Below are 17,761 nucleotides of genomic sequence, written 5' to 3'. Positions count from 1 at the left end.
GCTCTAATCGTGGATAGCGCCTCCAAATTCATTCTTATCTTTGAATAGAAGCGCTCTATTCCTGAATAGCGCACTTAATAGTCATTACTACCTAAGCCCTAAACTGGTCCAATCGCTCGAAATATTCATGCAGGAAGTCATAAAATAGTTGTTCTGTCGGTAGCAACGTTCGTTGCGTCGGAATGATGACACCTACTGGGCGATGGATGACTGGATCATTAATGCGGACGGTTGTTGCGGTACGTGGAATATTATCAATTAACGTCATTTCGGGCATGAGCGCTACACCGAGTCCTGCAGAAACCAATCCTTTCAATGCATCAATGTCAGTTCCTTCAAAGGCAATCTCCGGTTCAAAGCCTGCATTCTGACAAGAATCTAGCACGAGTTGGTGGAACATATAACTTTCAGGCAGGATACAAAAAGGATCATCTTTTAATTCGAGCAAAGAAATCGATTTTCGTTTTGCCAATGGATGATGAAGAGGTAATAAAGCGACAATTTCTTCACGGAATAGTGTTCGACTTTTAATCTGCACATCTTGTTCATCACTCGGAATGGGTGCAGTAATCGCCATGTTGTAATCGCCTTTTTTAACGCCACCGATCAAGTCATTGAATAAGGCATTGTTCATTTCGAATTTCGCATTAGGATATTTTTTTCTGAACGCATATATAATTGAAGGCAGTGTGTGAGCTGCCATGCTAATTGGGAAGGCGATTCTTACAGTCCCTGAATAAGGGTTTAGTAATTCCTTCACTTCTCGTTTTGATTCTTCCGCTAAATTGTAAATTTGCGTGGCTCGCTCGAGAAAAATTTGCCCTGTTGGCGTTAAACGGACATTTCTTCCTTCACGAATGAATAACTTAACACCGAGTTCTTCTTCTAAGTTATAAATGGAGCGACTGACAGAAGATTGCGAGACGTGCAATTCTTCTGCTGCATCAGTCATATGCTCTCGTTTAGCTACTTCCATAAAATATTCCAGTTGTCTAAATTCCATCATTTACCTCCATTCATGCATTTAATGCATAGGTTTGATGTAATTGTTATATTGAAACGATTATTTGATTCATTATATGATAGATAAAAGAGAAAGTCTATCACGTGAGGGGTTGTTCTATGTCTATCAGTCAATTGAAAGAAGTGAAGACGAATCAAGTAAATGAATATATAAAAAATGTTTATAAAAAAGTTGAAGAGCGTAATGAAGGCGAATACGAGTTTTTGCAAGCTGTTAGAGAGATTTTTGATACAATTAAGCCGGTTTTATATGAATATCCTGCTTATATGAAGTTAAATATCTTGGAGCGTATTGTTGAGCCTGATCGGATGATTTCGTTCAAAGTGCCTTGGGTCGATGATGAAGGCAATGTTCAAGTAAATCGTGGATTCAGAGTTCAATTTAATAACTTGCTTGGGCCATATAAAGGAGGCCTACGTTTTCATCCGACGGTGAACTCCAGTATCGTAAAATTTCTAGGTTTTGAACAAATCTTTAAAAACGCGTTGACCGGACAGTCGATTGGCGGCGGAAAAGGTGGCGCGGATTTTGATCCGAAAGGAAAATCTGACCTTGAGATTATGCGTTTTTGTCGCAGCTTCATGACGGAATTGAGCCGTCATATTGGACCAAATGTTGATGTGCCTGCAGGAGATATCGGTGTTAGCGAACAAGAAATTGGTTATTTATTTGGTCAGTACCGAAAAATGCGCAATAGTTTTGAGCCAGGCGTATTGACAGGTAAACCAATCGCATTTGGTGGAAGTTTAGGACGGAAAGAAGCAACTGGTTACGGCACCGTCTATTTTGTGAAAGAAATGCTTGAAGACAATAATTATAGCTTTGAAGGTGCAAAAGTCGTTGTTTCTGGTTCAGGAAATGTTGCTTTATATGCCATGGAAAAAGCGACTGAACTTGGTGCGACAGTCGTTGCTTGTAGTGATTCATCTGGCTGCATTTATGATGAAAACGGTTTGGATATCGAATTTTTGAAGCAAATTAAAGAAGATGAAAAAGAGCGTGTTCAGCATTATACAACCGTCTATTCAAAAGCGAAGTATGTAGAAGGCTGCGAAAATATTTGGTCTTTTCCTTGTGATATTGCATTGCCGTGCGCCACTCAAAATGAACTAGATATGGACGCTGCGAAAGCTTTAGTGAAAAATAATGTAAAAGCAGTGGGGGAAGGCGCGAACATGCCTTGTACGTATGATGCAATAAACTATTTATTGGAAAATGACATATTGATGGCTCCAGCAAAGGCGGCCAATGCGGGCGGTGTTGCTGTTTCAGCGTTAGAAATGGCCCAGAATAATATGCGGACACATTTGACGAAAGAAGAAGTCGATGCTCGTTTGCAACAAATTATGAAAAATATCTATGCGGAAAGCATTGAAGCCGCGAAGAAATACGATGATTCTGAGAACCTTGTTGTTGGAGCGAATATCGCAAGCTTTATAAAAGTCGCCGATGCGATCGTTGCACAAGGGGTATAGATAGTATAAAAAATGCCAATCCAGAGCAATCTAGCTCCGGGTCGGCATTTTTTGTTCCGCTTAATGCATGTAATTATGCAAATAACGTTCTTTTCTCACGCGTTCCCATTTATCTTCATATATTTTCTTCTTTTTCTGTTGGTTAGTTTTATCGAAGAATTTAATTGTATCACCGAGTGCGCTTTCTAATAGTCGAGGTTCATTGACTTCTTCTAGTACATCGATGGCTTTCTCATAAGTTTTCCCAGCAGCTTTTTGATCGGGATGATCTTTATTTTCCAAACTATATGCATATTGCATCAGTACCATTCCGTAGTCTCTTTTCGGGTACGTTACTAATTGACGTAACTGCTCCATTGCTTTTTCGTAAAATGGTACGGCTTCACCCCATTTAGCCTGGCTGAAATAGGTGTATGCCATTTCAACATAGGCTTCAATGAAAATACCTTTGTCTTGAATGAATGAGTTTTCCAGCAGCTCAATGGCCTCATTCAAATACGAAACGGCTTCCTTATATTCATTCCTCGTTGAAGAAATTTTCCCTAAACTAATCAAACTGTCGATTTTATACTGAACAAAACCATCATTCGCCAATTCAACAACTTGTTTGAAATAATGAACAGCATCATCATTTTGTTTTTTGATCGAATGCAGGTTTCCGAGCTTGATCATTTGGTAAAGCACTAAGTCATATTCTTCGTCAACATCAGAATCTAATTGGTCTAATGCAATCGTGTAGTATTTGATCGCACGACCGAACTTTTGTAATTTCTCTTCAGACTCAGCAAGCAATAGGTAGGCTTGTGACTTTTTGTAATGATCTACATCGTCCTCGTCGTCAAACTGCTTCACCGCTTCTGACATGATTCGTCTGGCAAGCTTATAATCACTTAAAAAAGCGATATGACTGTATAGCAAGAGGTCATCAATTGTCGGGTTTTCTAGCTCCTCATACAGCCCTTGAATGATCGCCGCACCTTGTTTTTGCTCGCCGACTTGTGAGTAACTGATTGCATTAATGAGTGTTAGAACATGAACCAATTCGCTGTTTTCTTGGTATTTTTCTTGAAGCGGATCGATTTTGCTCAAAAGACTCCGAAAATTTGCTTTCTTAAACTCATCTTTAATGTCTTCTAGATCTTCCTTGTTTGTTTCCGTGATCAGTGGTTGAAGTTGTGCATCAATATCAAAAATATCCATAACGATTGTCACCTCGATTGTTCTTCTATGAATAGTTTATCAGTGGTACGGCAAAGAATGAAGTGATGTTCATTGGCTTGTTGGATTATTTGGTTCTCGCGGCCTTTTGGGAATGTTATCAGAAAAGATGTCGCGGCCATTTCAGATAAAGATACTAGAAAATGTCCTTGAGAACAATGTCCAACTTTGCTATTCATTCTGTCATATGCTACAATACATATATGAGCATATAATCATATAATATACATTACAAACAATTCATACCGGGAAATGGGGTAGTATATATGGAAAGCAAGCAAAACACAGATAATTTAACCGTCATTGATGAAGAAACGTTATTTGTCGTTTCGCAAACGTTCAAGGCGCTCAGTGACCCGACGCGGATTCGCATTCTCTATTTGTTATATCAAAAAGAATGTTCGGTCAACGAAATTGCCGAAACTGTACAGCTGAAACAGACAACGGTATCTCATCAGCTGCGGTTTTTGAAAAATCTTCGGTTGGTCAAATTCCGCCGCGAAGGTACAACGATTTTTTATTCACCGGATGATGAACATGTGATGAATACTTTAAAGGAATCAATTAATCATGCTAGTCATATGTAATTGCTTGTTTTTGAGGGAAAATATCAGCAGTGCAGGTAGTAGGGGGTACGCAAGTGGGACACGATCATGATCATTCACATTCAGCCAATAAAAAATCATTAATGATCAGCTTTATACTGATTACCGCATTCATGGTTGTTGAAGTCATTGGGGGGTTATTGACCAATAGTTTGGCATTGCTTGCGGATGCGGGGCATATGCTCAGTGACGCCATTTCACTGGGAGTTGCGTTTTTGGCATTTACGCTTGGTGAACGATCGGCCAATTACAGCAAGACGTACGGATATAAACGATTTGAAATATTAGCGGCGGTATTTAATGGTGTTACATTAATTTTGATTGCCGGATTTATTTTTTATGAGGCCTATCAGCGATTTACTGACCCACCTGAAGTTGCTTCGACGGGCATGTTGGTCATTGCCACGATTGGACTCATCGTCAATTTGATTGTAGCCTGGATTTTAATGAAAGGGGATACGGAGGAAAATCTGAACCTGCGGGCAGCTTTTTTGCATGTGTTGGGTGATTTATTAGGGTCTGTCGGTGCCATTGTGGCAGCCTTACTCATTCTATTCTTCGGTTGGGGATGGGCAGATCCGCTCGCGAGTGTGCTGGTAGCATTGTTGATTTTAATTAGCGGTTATCGTGTCACGAAGGATTCGTTTCATGTGTTGATGGAAGGCACGCCGAAAAATGTTGACTTGGAAGAGATCATTCAAACGATTGAGGATGTCCAAGGTGTTCATTCGATTCATGATTTACATGTTTGGAGTATTACGAGTGGACAAAACGCTTTATCTTGTCATGCTGTAGTCGACCCTGAGCTTTCGATACGTGAGTGTCAACGTATCTTGAGAAGAGTTGAATCGGATTTAGAAGAAAAAGGAGTCGGTCATGTGACGATTCAGCTAGAGAGTGACGATCACGGACATGGAGATTCAGTCGTTTGTCATCATGATCAAAAGGTGTAAATGGAAAAGAGAGACAGCCGTTTTGCAAAAGGTGCATTTTAATTTGATTGCAATTGTGTGAGGCTAGCTAGGAGTCGGGCGTCTGGTCGCGTTTATCGGGCGTCTCGGCGCGTTTATCGGGCGTCTCGGCGCGTTTGTCGGGCGTCTCGGCGCGTTTGTCGGGCGTCTCGGCGCGTTTGTCGGGCGTCTGGTCGCGTTTATCGGGCGTCTCGCCGCATTTGTCGGGCGTCTCGCACCGCCCATTAAATTATAAACGCCCATAATAAAAGCCCACAATCAACGTTCGTGGGCTTCTCAATAACATTATTTTATCTGAATATATTTTTCACCAAGCAGTTCATTTTCTTCATATTGATCTGAATTCAGATGCTCATCGATAAAGCTGGCTACATTTGTCTGTTCCACATCATACATCACTTCAATTTCTTTTGAAAATAAAAGCTCTTCTTCAGCGAGTAGTTCGGTTAGCGTCGGTTGTGCTTTTGGTTCTAATTCACTTACGCCTAACACTTGTTTCAAACCTTGAATATAAGCATTCAATGGACGTCCGCCGACAATATTGATCCTTCTTTTCTTCATTAATCATTAAAATAGAAGGGAAGCCCATAGCTCCGAGGTTTCTCGCTTGTTGGAAGTCTTCGTTCAGTAATTTTTGTGCACTGGACTCTTCCGCTTGTGTAACAATTTTTTCACCATCGAGCCCCATGTCATCCACTATTTTCACGAGTACATCTTTGTCGGATATATTTTTGTTGAAAGCAAAAACAGCTTCACGTGTTCGTCGTAAATAAGTGCTTGCAACATCATCCCCGTACATATTTTGAATGACTTTAAACACTCTTGATGCAGGATAAGATGACTGCACGGGGTTGTCTTGCATGAGTGAACCGTCGATTGGCATGCGGGTTTGTTCACCGACTTCGCGCCAATGTTTTGTGACATCAGCAGGAGAACGAATAAAAAAAGTTCCACTTAAAAATGAATTGTTTAAACTATTTAAAAACTCTTACAATAAAATCAATTTGCATCTACAATTGATATAAGATCAATTTTTAAATGAGGTGATGCAATTGATTTTGAATCACATCCGGGTATTAGATTTATCACGATTGTTGCCAGGTCCTTATTGTACAATGATGTTAGCGGATTTTGGTGCGGAAGTCATTAAAATTGAAGACCCTAATCAGGGCGATTATTTACGAGATTTTGATCCGAAAGTCGATGAGAATAGTGCTGTATTTCATTCTCTCAATCGAAACAAAAAGAGTGTCGTTCTAAATCTAAAAGATGAAGCGGATAAGCAATCTTTTTTGAGTTTAGTCGAAACAGCTGATGTCATTGTCGAATCATTTCGCCCAGGTGTCATGAAGCGTCTTGGCTTGGATTATGAGACGTTCAAGTCTGTGAATCCAGGTCTTATTTATTGTGCCATTTCAGGCTATGGCCAGAATGGTCCACGTCAACAAGAACCAGGACATGATGTAAATTATTTGGGTTATGCTGGTTTACTGCAATTAATGGGAGATAAAGAGAGGAAACCGATTGTACCGTCGACCCAGATTGCAGATATCGGGGGAGGAGCCTATCCGGCCGCGGTTGGCATTCTGCTATCGATTATCGAGCGAGAAAAGACAGGGGAAGGTCAGTTTGTTGACATTTCCATGTTGGATGGCGTCGTTTCTTGGTTACATATGATGCTGCCAAACCATGTAGCGGGGGAATCACCAGAGCGTGGATCGGAGTTGTTGAATGGTGGTTATGCGTGTTATCAAGTATATGTGACACAGGATGGGAAGTATCTCGCACTTGGTGCAGTTGAACCGAAATTTTGGGAGGCGTTTTGTGAAGGAATCGGCCGTGAACATTATGTTCCGTTACAACATGCCGCTCTTGATGTTCAAGATGAGATGATTGCTGAAATTGAAATGATTATGAAGCAACAATCGCAGTCGGAATGGCTCAAAACTTTTGAACAGTTGGAGGCTTGTCTGACACCTGTTCATACGTTCGATGAAATGCTAGAAAACCCTCAACTAAGAGAGCGAGAGATGATCCAAGCGAGTGAATCTGGATTAAAGCAAATGATTGGGAATCCAATCAAACTATCAAATAACCAACATCAACTGTTCGGTGCTTCGCCGGAACACGGGGAACATACGGAAGAGGTGCTTAAAAAATTACCAATGAACAAAAAACGAATCTAGCAAAAGGGGTTGTTTACAATAGAGGATTGGTTAGAACTAAACGTAGAAGTTTACATAATTATTTACGGTATTATTTTATTATGGTTCAATATTGATTATTTAAAAGATTATAAAAAAATCAAAAGTGGATTGGAAGAGATTTCGACAGAAGAAGAACTTGATGTCACGCCTGATAGCCTCTCTATAATGGCCATTGGACTCATTTTTAATTTCATTCGTAGGTGGCTTTTTTATCTACTGGCGGTTGTCATAACAGAAAGTCCATTGGTTATCTTGATTTCAGCAGTCTTTTTTGTCATTAGTCTGTATGATACATTATTCAATTACAGCTTGGAGAGAATCAAGAAATCCAAGATTGGATTGTATTTGTCTGTGGTTGACACCATATACATTGTGAGTTTTATTGTTTACTTAGTGTATTAGAGGATATTCATAAGTATTGCGGCATACTTGAGGATTACCTATAAAATTCTTTTCCTTTTGAGAGCAAAGCAAAGTGAGCAGTAATGGAGGTTATTCCGTTTTTTAGTCTGTTACAACTATAAGAATTTTATATTTAAACAAAAGTGTACATTTCTACCTAACAAAGCACCTTTATCATTAACGTTCATTTGTTCATTAAACTGTTCTCTTTTCAATGATTTTATGAACATTTCTAATGTACAATAGAGACAGATCAGAATAGATGATAAGTTAGGTGATAACTATAATAGCTGTAAAGAAGTTTATTTTTGCCGTACTCGGATTACTTTCATTCGCGATGGGTGTAATAGGTGTGATCATGCCGCTCATACCCGGTATTCCTTTTTTCTTATTTGCTTCCTATTGTTTCTTGAAAAGTTCGAAACGACTGGAGAATTGGTTTAAGAGTACAAAGTATTACGAGGATTACGTTGTTCGTTTTCTAGAAAATAAAGGAATGACGATGAAAGAGAAGGTACGAATTAATATTGTGGCGGACTTTTTCATCATCGTTTCAATCATTATTGTAGATATATGGGCTGTAAAGATTATTATTTTCACGTTAGGAATTATAAAGCATTACTATTTCATTAAAAAAATCCCTACGTTACCACCTAATCAAGTAAGCGATGAAAGACAATCCTATTAAGGTTTTTATATAAATTAGATGACAATCGGTAACCGAAAAATGGACAAGACTATTTTGAACAGAAACCATTGTGCTATAATGTGCATGGAATTAAGTAAATAAACAAGCAACTAGGTGAATAATTTGACTACAAAACGTGTGTTACCGATCTTATTTTTAATCATGTTTCTCGTTATGCTCGGATTTGGGATTATTATTCCCGTCCTTCCTTACTATGCGGAAGAATTAGGCGCATCAGCTACTGAACTCGGTTTATTGATGGCCGTTTATTCGTTCATGCAATTTGTCTTTGCACCAATGTGGGGAAGAGTATCCGATCGAATTGGCCGCAAGCCTGTGATCATGCTCGGTATTTTCGGACTATCTCTATCGTTCTTTCTTCTCGCATTTGCATCACATCTTTGGATGCTTTTTGTCGCAAGAGTTATCGGTGGATTTTTATCAGCCGCCAATATGCCGACAGTTATGGCGTATGTAGCTGATGTGACGTCTGAAGAAGACCGCGGCAAAGGAATGGGAATTATCGGAGCGGCGACTGGGCTTGGGTTTATTTTTGGCCCTGCTGTCGGTGGGGTATTTTCAAAAATAAACCTTGAAGCTCCTTTTTACATAGCAGGAACAGTGTCGTTATTAACAATGATTTTCGTGTTCTTTATTTTGAAAGAATCTGTGCAGCTTTCTGATCGGAAGCAGCGGCCGAAAGTAAAAAGAACAAAAGCAATCGGACAAGCAATGAAAACCCCGATGGCGATGTTGTACTTTTTACAATTTTTCATTGCTGTATCGTTATCCGGTCTTGAAGCGACGTTTGCATACTTCGCTGCTGTAAAAGCAGGGTTAAATGCAGTGTCGATGGGTTACGTTTTCATGATTATGGGTCTTGCAAGTGCGGCGGTTCAAGGTTCGATGGGGACGCTGACAAAGAAATTCGGAGAAATTAAAATCATTCAAGCGGGAATTGTTGTTTCTGCTTTAGGTATGGGCTTGATTTTGTTAACACAAAACTTCCTAACCGCAGCCGTCTTCTTAACGATTTTCGGTATCGGGAATGGAGTCATTCGTCCAAGTGTGTCTTCCTTACTGACGAAACAAGCCAAGTCTGGATATGGGGAAGTGACTGGTTATTTATCTTCTTTCGGTTCGTTAGGAAGAATCATTGGTCCGGTTCTCGGCGGTGCATTGTATATGGTTTGGATTGGCTTGCCATATGTATCAGGGATCGTCCTTTCTGCCATCGCATTTGGATTGTTCATGATTTACATCAAACGGAATAAACTATCTATTGGATGACAAACTCAGAAAATTTCTGGGTTTGTTTTTTAAATGCTTAGATTGGTGACAGCTGTTAAATTCATATAATATTTGTGTTAATCGATTTATTTTTATCTAAATATCTGTACTAATTTGAATGACCAAACATTTAAGTAACGATTTTTTCGGGTAAGGTGAACATAGAGGAGGAGTTCGAATGAAGTATGTCATTATTGGTGGTGTTGCTGCAGGGATGAGTGCAGCGATGGAAATTTACCGAACGGATGAAACGGCAGAAATTGCTGTTCTTGAGCGCGGGAAAGAATATTCTTATGGCCAATGTGGTTTTCCATACGTCATTAACGGTTATATTCCTGATTTGGAAGATGTCGTTGCTCGTCAGGTTGAAACATTTAGAGAAAAATATGGGATGGATGCACGTACGTCCACAGAAGTAACAAATATTAATGCAAAAGACCAAATCGTTTATGGAATTGATTTAGAGACTGGAGATGGATTTCAAGTTTCTTACGATAAGCTACTGATTGCAACGGGTGCCAATCCTACTGTTCCACAATGGGAAGGAATTGAACTAAAAGGTGTTCATACATTGAAAACGGTGACGGATACCAAGGGAATTATGCATGACTTGGATGATGATGTAAAGCATGTGACAATTGTAGGTGGAGGCTATATCGGTCTTGAAATGGCCGAAAGCTTCAAAACGTTAGGCAAAGAGGTGACGTTGATTCAGCGTGGCGATCAAGTGGCACCGATTTTTGACTTAGATATGGCAGAACTCATTCACGAGGAAGCTAAGCGGAATGGTATTAATCTGAAGCTTGGTGAGTCCGTCACAGGCCTTACTGGAACGGATCGAGTGGAAGGTGTGAAGACTGACAAAAATACTTATAAGACCGATCTCGTTTTATTGGCCATTGGTGTCTTGGCGAACACACAGTTTTTACAAGGAACCGGTATTCACTTAAATCCAAGAGGAGCCGTTCTAGTAAACCCTTATATGCAAACATCTCTTAAAAACATCTATGCAGCAGGCGATTGTGCAACGGATTTTCACCGGGTGAAACAAGTGAATGACCATATTCCGCTCGGAACAACTTCCAATAAGCAAGGTAGAATTGCTGGTGCGAATATGGCAGGAAATCCGCTTCAATTCAAAGGTATCTTGGGTACGTCCATCATTAAATTCTTTGATTTAACTTTGGGCCGAACCGGTTTATCTGAACGCGAGGCCCAGCAGTTGAATTTTCCCTATGAAGTTCAAACGACAAAAGCAAACTCGCATGCCGGTTATTATCCTGGCGGAGAGACTCTTCATTTGAAACTGATTTATCACCGTGATTCGAGAAAACTACTAGGTGGTCAGATTATTGGCAAAAAAGGTGTCGATAAACGTTTGGATGTGTTGGCGATGGCCCTCCATCATGAGATGACCGTTCATGAATTGGTGGATGTCGATCTTTCTTATGCACCGCCGTATAACGGAGTTTGGGATCCGCTTCAGCAAATGGGACGGAAAGCGTAAGCTGTTTCTTCGACAGAGAAAAGTTCTTTCGTTACGATAAATATAGAAGAAAAATTAGAGGAGTGATTGGGTGAAAGTACTCGTAGTTGGTGCCAATGGGCAAATCGGTAAACATTTAGTTTCGTTTATTCAGGAAACAGATGATTTACAAGCAAAAGCGATGATCCGAAAAGAGGAACAAGCGTCCTATTTTACCGAATTGGGTGCAGAAACTGCAGTGGTTAACTTAGAAGGTGAAATCGACGACATCGCTGAAGCAGCAAAAGATGTGGATGCAGTTGTCTTTACAGCAGGTTCAGGACCAAAAACCGGGAAAGATAAAACGATTATGGTTGATTTAGATGGTGCTGTGAAAACCATTGAAGCAACGAAAAAAGCTGGCGTCAAACGCTTTGTCATGGTCAGCTCATTTGATACGACACGCCAAGCTATTCAAGAAGCACCTGAATCCTTTGCGCCTTATGTGGCTGCGAAGCACTATGCGGATGAATGGCTGAAAGCGACCGATCTCGACTACACCATTGTTCACCCAGGCGGACTAACGAATGATGAAGGAACGGGAAAAGTAACCGTAAGCATGAGCGGTGAAATGGGGAAAGTACCACGTGAGGACGTTGCGCGTGCCATTCTCGTCACATTAGAAAATGACTCAACAATCGGAAAAGAGTTTCAGGTCATTGGTGGAGAAACACCGGTGGAAGAAGCGGTTAAATCTTTTTAAGTGTGAAATAAGAAGCGCTTGGATTTTTGTAATCCAAGCGTTGTATTTTATTTGGAGTGGTTGGTTCGCGTTTATCAGCAGTTAAGTTGCATCTATCAACAGTCAGCGCGCAAACTTCAGCAGTCAGCGTGCAAACTTCAGCAGTCAGCGCGCAAACTTCAGCAGTCAGCACACAAACTTCAGCAGTCAACCGTCAGCCACAATCCTACTGAACATTCATCACTTCAATCAATTCAATAATCTCTTGATCATCGCCAACCTCAACGTAAATTTCCTCTGTATTTTCGATGATTTCTTGATAGAATTCTTCACCTGCAGGGTGTTGTCCATCCCATCGTAATGGAACGTTGTAGATATTGATTGTTCCGTCTCCGTTACCGCTGTATGTTACAGAGCCAGCAACTAGGCGTGCGCCGGATAACTGGATGACGTCTTCAGGATAACTGGCACTCGTTTCATCATTTGGGTTCAGTGGTGTGCCGGCTGGAATATGACGAACATTTAATGAATCAACGTCTTTCAATTCGCCATGTTGCAGCCATACTCTTGCGAATTCGACTTTCTCATTTGGATAGTCAACGAGTGGGTCTGTCCGTTCAACAACTTCATTATTTTCATCTGTTGTATCCGTATTATTTTCTTCCTTCGTTTTAGATGAATTGACTACTTCTTGTTCCACTTCTTCGGATTCCTCTGCTGAATCACTTAAAACTTCGGTGTCGTCTGAGGATTTTTCTTGCGTCTCTTGGTCATCGGATGCTTGACATGCCGATACAAAAAGTAAGAAGCATATTATTAATATCATTCGTATATCTTTCATGGTTAAAACTCCATTCGTTCTGCAATTATTTTAGATTCAATCCATAAAGTCCTTTATTGATAAAATCATTGATCAGTTGAGACATCTCTTTTGGACTCCGATCCATATTGTTGTATAGCCATAGTTTCATCATTTGGATACTACCATTCACAATAAAGGAGCTAATATATTCAGAAATGCTCGGGTCAATATTTTTCGCGGTCATTCCTTCATTCAGTATAAACCGATAAGCAACCGATGTCACCTTTCGTTGGAAAGTTGAATCTCCTTCATAGTTTAATAACGTTTTGCAATCATCCGCTCTAGAAGCAAGATAGTCTAGCAGTCTTTCGGTCATTTCCTTTGCCTCTTCATCCATTTCAAAGTTAACCGAGTTTAAATATTTTTCCATGTCATTAATCAGTTCGCTCTCAATTTGTTCAACTAAATCATATTGATCGGAATAATGGGTGTAAAATGTGGAGCGATTGATATCAGCTTGTTCGCATATTTCTTTAACCGTCACACTTGAAATGGGTTTTTCTTTTAATGATTCCATTAAGCTATCTTTCAGTACCATCCGTGTATATTTTTTTCTCCGGTCTAGTTTTTTGTTCAATTTCATTCACCTACTTTGTGAAAATTTTATGGATATCCAACACTTAAATGTTCATGTGTTGGTTTTTAGACGCACCTTACAATACTGTTTGTTGTATATCCAACACGGTGTCTATATAATGATATAGTGGAATTTTGTTTGACGCAAGAGAGGGTGCGTGGCAATCGACATTGCAGCGAAGATTATTAAGTATAAAAAATCAATATTTATAACGTTTATCGTGTTAATGATTTTAAGTGCCATTGCACAAGTTGGGGTATCCGTCAATTACAATGTAGCGGATTATTTACCAGAGGATGCCCAGTCGACGAAAGCAATGGATATTATGGATGAAGAGTTTGATGGTGCTGTTCCGAATACGAATGTCATGATGAAAGACATGACAATTCAAGAAGCACTTGAATTTAAAGAACAATTAGAAGCGATTGATGGTGTGTCGGACGTCACATGGCTGGATGATACGGTCGATTTGAAAACGCCGATCGAAATGGCGGATGAAGATATCGTTGAATCGTACTATCAAAATGGAAATGCGCTCTTCAATTTTACGATTCGTGAAGGCGATGAAGTTGCGGTAACTGATGAAGTCTATGAATTGATCGGTGAGGAAAATGCCATGGCGGGTGAAGCGCTTGATACGGCGACCCAACAAAAAATGGCGTTAACCGAAACGCTATATGCGGCGGCTTTACTGATTCCAATTATTATTATCATCTTAATTTTATCAACGAATTCATGGGCTGAACCGATCTTCTTCCTGACCGCCATAGGTGTGTCGGTACTCATCAATATGGGGACGAATATTTTCACCGGGGAAATTTCATTTGTGACCTCGTCAGTCGCGCCGATTCTGCAGCTGGCCGTTTCGCTCGATTATGCGATATTTTTACTCCATAGTTTTAGTGACTATAGGAAAACGGTAACCGATCCGAAAGAAGCGATGATACTCGCGATGAAGCGGTCGTTCCCAGCAATTATCGCTAGTGCTTCAACGACCTTTTTCGGGTTTATTGCGTTAACGTTTATGAATTTCGAAATTGGTTCAGACTTAGGGTTCAGCCTTGTGAAAGGGATTGTTTTAAGCTTTATCAGTGTCATGGTCTTTTTGCCTGCAATGACCATTATGTTCTATAAGTGGATTGATAGAACACAACATAAACCGATCATTCCTGAATTCAAGCGTGTTGGAAAATGGATCATGAAATTTAAGGTTCCAAGCTTATTGATCGTCTTTGCGTTAATTGTACCGGCATTTTTAGCTAAAAGTGAGACGAATTTTATTTACGGAATTGGTGATCAACCTGAAAATACAAGAGCTGGAGCGGATATCGTAGAAATAGAAAACGAATTCGGTAAAAACACACAAATGGTATTGCTCGTTCCGCGCGGTGAGGTTGCAAAAGAAGAGGAACTTGTGCAGGAACTTGAAGAGATGAAGCATGTGACAAGTGTGATTTCTTATGTAAACACGGTTGATTCAACAATCCCGCCAGAATATCTGGAAGAATCACAGATTGAGCAGTTCTATTCAGAAAATTACAGCCGGATTATTTTACAAACAAACACGGACAAAGAAGGAGAGACAGCCTTCAATGTCGTTGAACAAATACAAAACACAGCGAATCAATATTATTCAGAAGACCAAGTGTACTCACTGGGTGAAAGTGTGACGCTGTATGACATGAAAAATGTCGTTGAACGAGATAACACAGTTGTGAATGTGCTAACTGTTGTCACGATTGCACTTGTGTTATTAGTTTCATTTAAATCGATCTCATACCCCGTGATTTTGTTACTGACGATTCAATCGGCGGTTTGGATTAACCTCGCTGTTCCGTATTTTACCGATTCAGCACTCGTCTTTGTCGGTTATTTGATTGTCAGTACAGTTCAACTGGCAGCCACGGTTGATTACGCGATTTTATTTACGGAAAACTACACGGAAAATCGAAAAGAAATGTCAGCGTTGAAGGCGATTAAGAAAACGGTCGATGAAAAAGTATTTGCTGTAGCTATCTCAGCATCCATCTTATCAAGTGTTGGTTTCATTTTATGGCTGACGTCAACAAATCCAGTCGTATCATCAATTGGATTGTTGCTTGGCAGAGGTGCTTTGCTAGCATTCATTATGGTTGTCTTTTTCCTACCAGCGATGTTGTTGGTATTTGATAAAGTCATTGGGAAAACAACATGGAAATCCAACTTTTATAAGGAGAAATGATGCATGAAACATATAAAAAAGATTCTTCTTTTGCTGACGGCAGTTGTGTTGGTTGCCTCGACGTTACTGACAACCGTTTCAGCGAATACTGCCGATGATGAAGCGGAAGCTGAAAAAGAGTCGCAAGAGACAGGAGAGACGTCGGGAAAAGATGAAGTGATTTATGCCACGTTATCTCCGACTGGTGAACAACAGGAACTCTATGTCGTCAATCGTTTCGATGTCGTCAAAGAAGGAACGATTGTAGACTATGGTGACTATACGAGTGTTAGAAATTTAACCGATATGACAGAAGTCGCTTTGAATCATGACAAGGTCGAATTCGTGGCGAATGATGAAAAATTTTATTATCAAGGAAATATGAATAAGGCTGAACTACCTTGGACAATCGGTGTGACGTATTATTTAGATGGAGAAAAAATTACACCTGATCAGTTGGCTGGAAAAGAAGGAACAATCAAGATTGAAGTAGATGCCAAAGCTAATGGCGAGCAAGGGAAAGCGTTTTTTAACAACTATATGTTGCAAGTAACATTACCTTTTAATTCAGAGACCTTCTCCAATATTCAAGCACCAGATGGTATGGTTGCAAACGCTGGAAAAACACAACAAGTCACATTTACGTTAATGCCTGAAAAAGAAAAGACATTTACGGTTGAAGCGGACACGGCTAACTTTGAATTCGACGGCATTGAAATATCCGGCGTTCCATCTTCTATGTCCATTGAAGATCCAGAGACGGATGAGATGACAGGAGATATCCGGACCTTGTCCGATGCGATCGCTGATTTAAATACAGGTGTCAGTGATTTAGTAGTTGGAGTTAGAGAAATGAACGATGGTGCATCGGAATTGGTGAACGGTTCCGCTCAATATCGAGATGGAATTGCTGGACTTGACGGGTCATCCGGTGAGTTAATTGGCGGCTCAAAAGAAATTGAAAATGCACTACAATCGATGAATGGGTCATTAAGCGATGTCGACGTCGATACGAGCCAGCAGGATCAATTGGTCGAAGGACTTAAACAGTTATCGGCCGGTTTAACGGATATGAAAGACGGTCTGCAAAAGCTTAAAGACAATTATTCTACTGCTTTTCAAGCGTTAGATGGAGCGATGAATGGAATTCCATCTAATTTAACGAAAGAAGAATTAAATGCACTACAAGCAATGAAAGCTCCTCAATTCACAGAAGAGGAAATCAAAGCATTGCAGGAAGCAGGCATTGAACAAAAGACGTTACAAAAGTTACAAAATGTCCAATCAAGCATGGAGCAAGCTTCATCGACGATTGGTAAATTAACAACAGCTTATGAAAAAGCACAAGTCGCAAAAGGCACTTATTTTGGAACTCAAGATAAACCAGGTGCAAAAGCAGCTCTTGGAGAAGTAATCGGTTCATTAGAAGAAACAATTGCTGGATTAAATGAAATGACGACCAATGTTGATACGATGGCGAGCGAGATTTCATCTGCGTCTAGTGGCATGGAAGGCTTGCAACAATTAAAAGATGGAATTGCCAGTTTAACGAAAGAATACGGCTCCTTCCATACCGGTCTTGCTGAATACACAAATGGTGTCAGTGAACTTTCGAATTCTTATTCAGACATTCATACAGGAATCAATGAATTCGACCAAGGTGTCAGCGAATTGGAAGAAGACGTCGTTGAATTAAAAGACGGCACACAAGAGCTTCATGATTCAACAAAAGATATGCCGCAAGAAATGACCGAAGAAATCGATGAGATGATCTCACAATATGATAAATCAGATTTCGACCCCGTTTCGTTTGTATCTGAAAAAAATGAACAAGTGGATCACGTTCAATTTGTCATTCAAACGAAAAGCATTGAAGTAGATGAACCAGAAGAGGAAGAGCCAGAGAAAGAAGAAAAGAGCAGTTTCTGGGAAAAATTCAAAGCATTATTTTCTTAAAAAGACAGAAGTTTCTCCTAGGTAGGAGGGCTTCTGTTTTTATGTAATAGAAGAGAGAAATCATTTCAAGATGTGCGTG

General features: G+C 40.0%; 18 protein-coding genes. 11 read left to right on the top strand and 7 right to left on the bottom strand.

Translation table 11 applies throughout. The features are described 5' to 3' along the window. Positions 1-91 precede the first annotated feature (91 nt). Positions 92-1,003, bottom strand: coding sequence for a glutamate biosynthesis transcriptional regulator GltC (gene gltC / locus FPQ13_RS11140; protein WP_144089404.1), 912 nt, complete (start codon positions 1,001-1,003; stop codon positions 92-94). A 119-nt stretch (positions 1,004-1,122) separates the two neighbouring features. Here gltC and gdhA point away from each other — a divergent pair, with 119 nt between their 5' ends. Next, entirely contained in the window at positions 1,123-2,499 is a 1,377-nt protein-coding gene (gene gdhA, locus FPQ13_RS11135; RefSeq protein ID WP_144089403.1) for an NADP-specific glutamate dehydrogenase, read from the top strand. 60 nt (positions 2,500-2,559) lie between these two features. On the opposite strand, the gene FPQ13_RS11130 is transcribed toward gdhA, so the two are convergent. After that, positions 2,560-3,699, bottom strand: coding sequence for a tetratricopeptide repeat protein (locus tag FPQ13_RS11130; protein WP_144089402.1), 1,140 nt, complete (start codon positions 3,697-3,699; stop codon positions 2,560-2,562). Between the two features lie 284 nt (positions 3,700-3,983). Here FPQ13_RS11130 and FPQ13_RS11125 point away from each other — a divergent pair, with 284 nt between their 5' ends. Both FPQ13_RS11125 and FPQ13_RS11120 read left to right on the top strand, forming a co-directional pair. Beyond that, positions 3,984-4,304, top strand: coding sequence for an ArsR/SmtB family transcription factor (locus tag FPQ13_RS11125; RefSeq protein WP_144089401.1), 321 nt, complete (start codon positions 3,984-3,986; stop codon positions 4,302-4,304). A gap of 53 nt (positions 4,305-4,357) precedes the next feature. After that, positions 4,358-5,275 (top strand): cation diffusion facilitator family transporter, encoded by a 918-nt coding sequence (locus FPQ13_RS11120; RefSeq protein WP_144089400.1) that lies wholly within the window; start codon positions 4,358-4,360, stop codon positions 5,273-5,275. 303 nt (positions 5,276-5,578) lie between these two features. Here FPQ13_RS11120 and FPQ13_RS13780 read toward each other — a convergent pair whose 3' ends face one another. Both FPQ13_RS13780 and FPQ13_RS11115 read right to left on the bottom strand, forming a co-directional pair. Beyond that, a complete protein-coding gene (locus FPQ13_RS13780) occupies positions 5,579-5,785 on the bottom strand; it encodes a hypothetical protein (protein ID WP_246065502.1) in 207 nt (68 codons plus the stop codon). Further along, positions 5,769-6,176 (bottom strand): DsbA family protein, encoded by a 408-nt coding sequence (locus FPQ13_RS11115; RefSeq protein WP_246065500.1) that lies wholly within the window; start codon positions 6,174-6,176, stop codon positions 5,769-5,771. The genes FPQ13_RS13780 and FPQ13_RS11115 overlap by 17 nt, the downstream gene beginning before the upstream one ends. A 163-nt stretch (positions 6,177-6,339) precedes the next feature. On the opposite strand from FPQ13_RS11115, the gene FPQ13_RS11110 reads away from it, so the two are divergent. From FPQ13_RS11110 to FPQ13_RS11085, 6 genes are all read left to right on the top strand, one after another. Then, positions 6,340-7,479 (top strand): CaiB/BaiF CoA transferase family protein, encoded by a 1,140-nt coding sequence (locus FPQ13_RS11110; protein WP_186279660.1) that lies wholly within the window; start codon positions 6,340-6,342, stop codon positions 7,477-7,479. 9 nt (positions 7,480-7,488) lie between these two features. Beyond that, positions 7,489-7,902: a hypothetical protein gene (locus FPQ13_RS11105; protein ID WP_246065498.1), complete on the top strand. Its 414-nt coding sequence runs from the start codon at positions 7,489-7,491 to the stop codon at positions 7,900-7,902. Positions 7,903-8,176: 274 nt separating this feature from the next. Further along, a complete protein-coding gene (locus tag FPQ13_RS11100) occupies positions 8,177-8,590 on the top strand; it encodes a YbaN family protein (protein ID WP_246065497.1) in 414 nt (137 codons plus the stop codon). A 123-nt stretch (positions 8,591-8,713) separates the two neighbouring features. Then, positions 8,714-9,880: an MFS transporter gene (locus FPQ13_RS11095; protein ID WP_144089398.1), complete on the top strand. Its 1,167-nt coding sequence runs from the start codon at positions 8,714-8,716 to the stop codon at positions 9,878-9,880. A gap of 178 nt (positions 9,881-10,058) precedes the next feature. Continuing rightward, positions 10,059-11,387 carry a CoA-disulfide reductase gene (locus FPQ13_RS11090; RefSeq protein WP_144089397.1) on the top strand — a complete coding sequence of 443 codons (1,329 nt, stop codon included), beginning with the start codon at positions 10,059-10,061 and terminating at the stop codon, positions 11,385-11,387. Between the two features lie 70 nt (positions 11,388-11,457). Continuing rightward, positions 11,458-12,108: an SDR family oxidoreductase gene (locus FPQ13_RS11085; RefSeq protein ID WP_144089396.1), complete on the top strand. Its 651-nt coding sequence runs from the start codon at positions 11,458-11,460 to the stop codon at positions 12,106-12,108. Here the strand turns inward: FPQ13_RS11085 and FPQ13_RS11080 are convergent. Genes FPQ13_RS11080 through FPQ13_RS11070 form a run of 3 tightly spaced genes read right to left on the bottom strand, consistent with a single transcriptional unit; the run spans position 12,095 to position 13,526 of the window. Next, positions 12,095-12,298, bottom strand: coding sequence for a hypothetical protein (locus tag FPQ13_RS11080; RefSeq protein ID WP_144089395.1), 204 nt, complete (start codon positions 12,296-12,298; stop codon positions 12,095-12,097). The two genes, FPQ13_RS11085 and FPQ13_RS11080, sit on opposite strands and share 14 nt — an antisense overlap. Before the next feature lie 15 nt (positions 12,299-12,313). After that, the gene (locus tag FPQ13_RS11075) at positions 12,314-12,928 is read right to left on the bottom strand and encodes a hypothetical protein (protein ID WP_144089394.1); all 615 of its coding nucleotides are present in this window, start codon (positions 12,926-12,928) and stop codon (positions 12,314-12,316) included. Between the two features lie 25 nt (positions 12,929-12,953). Then, positions 12,954-13,526 (bottom strand): TetR/AcrR family transcriptional regulator, encoded by a 573-nt coding sequence (locus FPQ13_RS11070; protein ID WP_144089393.1) that lies wholly within the window; start codon positions 13,524-13,526, stop codon positions 12,954-12,956. Positions 13,527-13,752: 226 nt separating this feature from the next. On the opposite strand from FPQ13_RS11070, the gene FPQ13_RS11065 reads away from it, so the two are divergent. Both FPQ13_RS11065 and FPQ13_RS11060 read left to right on the top strand, forming a co-directional pair. Next, positions 13,753-15,747, top strand: coding sequence for an efflux RND transporter permease subunit (locus FPQ13_RS11065; RefSeq protein WP_144089407.1), 1,995 nt, complete (start codon positions 13,753-13,755; stop codon positions 15,745-15,747). A gap of 3 nt (positions 15,748-15,750) precedes the next feature. Continuing rightward, positions 15,751-17,682: a YhgE/Pip domain-containing protein gene (locus FPQ13_RS11060; protein ID WP_144089392.1), complete on the top strand. Its 1,932-nt coding sequence runs from the start codon at positions 15,751-15,753 to the stop codon at positions 17,680-17,682. Positions 17,683-17,761: the final 79 nt, after the last annotated feature.

This window comes from Allobacillus salarius (genome assembly GCF_007559425.1).
In the GTDB taxonomy this organism is placed as follows: domain Bacteria; phylum Bacillota; class Bacilli; order Bacillales; family Alkalibacillaceae; genus Allobacillus; species Allobacillus salarius.
Note: the sequence above shows the minus strand (reverse complement) of the source record. Positions and strands in the feature narration are given on the sequence as shown.